At 69.5% G+C, this 3,272-nt stretch carries 4 protein-coding genes; 3 read left to right on the forward strand and 1 reads right to left on the reverse strand.

Features of this window, described 5'->3' with window-relative positions:
- From AC27VN_RS36720 to AC27VN_RS36730, 3 genes are all read left to right on the forward strand, one after another.
- Positions 1–628: MFS transporter (locus AC27VN_RS36720; protein WP_490879823.1), on the forward strand; the 628-nt coding region annotated here is incomplete at its 5' end.
- Complete coding sequence (locus AC27VN_RS36725; protein ID WP_490879824.1) at positions 625–1,248, forward strand: pyridoxamine 5'-phosphate oxidase family protein; 624 nt, start codon at positions 625–627, stop codon at positions 1,246–1,248. The genes AC27VN_RS36720 and AC27VN_RS36725, both read left to right, overlap by 4 nt.
- Before the next feature lie 106 nt (positions 1,249–1,354).
- Entirely contained in the window at positions 1,355–1,597 is a 243-nt protein-coding gene (locus AC27VN_RS36730; RefSeq protein WP_208512655.1) for a hypothetical protein, read from the forward strand.
- Between the two features lie 6 nt (positions 1,598–1,603).
- Here AC27VN_RS36730 and AC27VN_RS36735 read toward each other — a convergent pair whose 3' ends face one another.
- Entirely contained in the window at positions 1,604–2,902 is a 1,299-nt protein-coding gene (locus AC27VN_RS36735; protein ID WP_093342022.1) for an MFS transporter, read from the reverse strand.
- Positions 2,903–3,272 lie beyond the last annotated feature (370 nt).

The following is a 3,272-nucleotide window of genomic DNA, read 5'->3' on the forward strand; positions in this document are numbered from 1 at the left end:
CGCGCGCCGGCTGCCGACGGCGCCGCATCCGGTCGCGGTGACCGCCAAGCGCTTCCAGCGGCCGAACAGCCTCGACGGCTGGTCCTTCATGGAAGGGCTGGCGCTCGACGGCCTGTTCATCGTCGGCCTGTCGTACCTCGGCAAGGACCTGCTGCCGGGCGCGGCGGTGGTGGTGGCCGGCGTGCTGATGGCGCTGCGCTACTTCTCCGAGATCGCGCTCAGTCCCGTGGGCGGACGCATGGCCGAGCGCTTCGGCGCCGAGCGCCTGCTGGTGAGCCTGTCGCTGCTCACGGCGCTGGCGCTGGTGGGCTTCGGCCTCGGTTGGCTCTGGAGCTGCGCGGCGCTGATCGTGGTGCTGCGCGCGCTGCAGCTGCCGCTGATCGCGCCCATCGTCGCGCACCGCACGCCCGGACCCGAGCGCGTGCAGGCGCTGGCGGCGCGTTCGACCTGGCGCGACATCGGCGCGGGGGCCGGGCCGGTGCTGGCCGGGCTGTTGCTGCCCATTGCCTCGTCGGCCTGGGTCTACGGCGTGGCGGCGGCGCTGCTGGCCGGCACGGCCATCGCCTGCGGGCGCAGTGCCGCGAAACTCGAGCCGTCCCCGGATTCCCTTCACCATCGACCGTCATGACCCACGACCCGCACGCGATCCAGACCCTGGCCCAGCTCCAGGCCCTGTTCGGCCAGCCCGGCGAAGCCTCGCTCAAGAAGGAGATCGACTGGCTGCATCCGTCCTACCAGGCGCTGATCGCGGCCTCGCCGTTCGCGGTGCTCGCCACCCTCGGGCCGGACGGCCTCGATGCCTCGCCGCGCGGCGATCCGCCGGGCTTCGTGGCCGTGAAGGACGAGAAGACGCTGTGGATGCCCGAGCGCCGCGGCAACAACCGCATCGACAGCCTGCGCAACATCGTGGCCGATCCGCGCGTGGCGCTGCTGTTCCTGATCCCGGGCGTGGGCGAGACCCTGCGCGTCAACGGCCGCGCGCGGCTCACGGTCGATCCCGCGCTGCTCGCGCGCTTCGCGGTGGAGGGCAGGGCGCCGCAGTGCGTGATCGAGATCGCGGTCGAGACCGTGTTCTTCCAGTGCGCGCGTGCGATCCAGCGTTCGCGGCTGTGGGCGCCGCGGCCCGACGAGGCGCGGCCCGACGTGCCCACGCCCGGCGCGATCCTGTCGGCGCTGACCGATGCCGCCTTCGACGGCGCGAGCTACGACCGCGAGCTGCCGGCGCGGCAGAAGGCCACGCTTTACTGAAGAGGCGCAATTTTTTTTGCGAAGGACTGAGGGTTTGGCACCCTTCGTTCGTCTTCAGGAGGTCGGACCCGTTCCGGCCTCTCGAAGACAGAAGAAAGCCCCGCCCATGCACCCCGGTCATTCCCCGTTCGAATCCCTGCAGCCCCCGAGCCCGGTGCCGCGCCGCCGTTCCAAGTCCTTCGTGCTGCGCTGGTGCGGCAACGGCTGCGGCGATGCGGCGGTGGTCGGGCCGCTGGGCTGGTGGCCCTGCTGCTCGAAGGAGTGCTGGGAGGCCTGGCACCAGCTCGAGACCGCCAAGGCCGCGGAAGCGACGCGGCTGGCCGGCGCGGAACTGCGCGCCGGCGCCTGAGCGATCTCAGGCCCGTCCGGGCGCCGTGGCCTGCTCGGTGCGCGCGTCGTGGCCGATGATCAGCACCAGCACGAAGGCCACGGCCGCCAGCAGCGCGAGGAAGATCACCGCGTAGATGTCGTTGCCCATGCGGTCCTTGAGGGTGCCGAAGATGGTCGGGCCGATGTAGCCGCCGAGGTTGCCGATCGAGTTGATCCAGGCGATGCCCGCGGCCGCGGCGGTGCCGCTGAGCATCGCGGTGGGCAGGGTCCAGAAGGTCGGCAGGGCGCTGAAGATGCCGAAGGCCGCGAGTGTCACGGCCGCCATCTTGGGCACCGGCGCGCTGGTCTCGGCCGCCAGCACCAGGCCGACGAAGATGCAGGCCAGCGGGATCAGCAGGAACCACTTGCGTTCCTTGCGCGCGTCGGAGGCGCGGGTCCAGAACAGCATCGCGATCGCGCCGACCAGGTAGGGGAAGGCGTTGATAAAGCCGATCTCCACGTTGCCCAGCCCGCCGAAGCCCTTGATGATCTGCGGCAGGAAGAAGCTCAGGCCGTACAGCGGCACCGTGATGCCCATGTAGACGAAGCCCAGGCCGATCACGCGCGGGTTCAAGAGCGACTGCTTCCACGAGATCTGGTTGATCGACTCGCGGTTGCGCCGCTCGGCGTCGAGCGTGCCCTGCAGCCACGTGCGCTCCTCGTTCGTGAGCCACTTCGCGTCCTTCGGACCGTCGGGCAGGTAGAACAGCACGAAGAAGGTCAGGATCAGCGAGGGGATCGCCTCGAGGATGAACAGCCATTGCCAGCCGTGCATGCCGCCCATCCCGTCCATGTTGAGGATGAAGCCCGAGATCGGCGAGCCGATCACGGTGGAGATCGGGATCGCGAACATGAACCAGCCGACGATGCGCGCGCGGTAGGCCGAGGGGAACCACAGCGTGATGTAGAAGATGACGCCGGGGAAGAAGCCGGCCTCGGCGATGCCGAGCAGGAAGCGCACGACGTTGAAGCTGGTCGAGCCGCCGACCCAGGCCTGGGCCGCCGACAGGATGCCCCAGCTGAACATGATCCGCGCGATCCAGCGGCGCGCGCCGAAGCGCTCGAGTGCCATGTTGCTCGGCACCTCGAACAGGAAGTAGGCGATGAAGAAGATGCCGGCCGCGCTGCCGAACACGGCCGCGCTGAAGCCCAGGTCCTTCGACATGGCGGCGCCCGCGAAGCCGAGGTTCACGCGGTCGAGGTAGGCGATGAAATAGCTGACCATGAGCAGCGGCAACAGCCGCCAGCTCATCTTCGAGATGGTTCTCTGCTCGATCGGATTCACGTGTTGTCTCCTGTTGTGTGTGTGATATGGGAGGCGTTGAGGAAAGCCGCGGCCGTCGCCGGCCGCCGGACCATGTTAGGCCGGCCGGGCCGGCATTCCTGACACGGAAATGACCGAGGCGGGAAAGCACGGGGCAGGGCGCTTGTGCACCTTCCGCGGCCGGCCTGCATCGGGACCGGGACTCGACCGGTTCGCGCATATGGTTATCGCTTTTCCATCGTTCCGGCCCCCGGGGCGCGGGTATAGCCTTCGTGACGATCCACGCTTTGCCGAGCCGCCCCGATGTCCACGAACGCCGCTTCCTCCCCGTCTTCCTCCCCCGCCGAACCCACCGCCGAACCCACCGCCTCCCGGGGGCCCTCCGTCGCCT

The organism is Variovorax sp. 20P10.2.4 (assembly GCF_058244205.1).

Excerpts from the sequence above, each read along its gene's own strand:
- AC27VN_RS36730 (WP_208512655.1), top strand. The coding sequence starts at position 1,355 with ATGCACCCCGGTCATTCCCCGTTCGAATCCCTGCAGCCCCCGAGCCCG.
- AC27VN_RS36725 (WP_490879824.1), top strand. The coding sequence starts at position 625 with ATGACCCACGACCCGCACGCGATCCAGACCCTGGCCCAGCTCCAGGCC.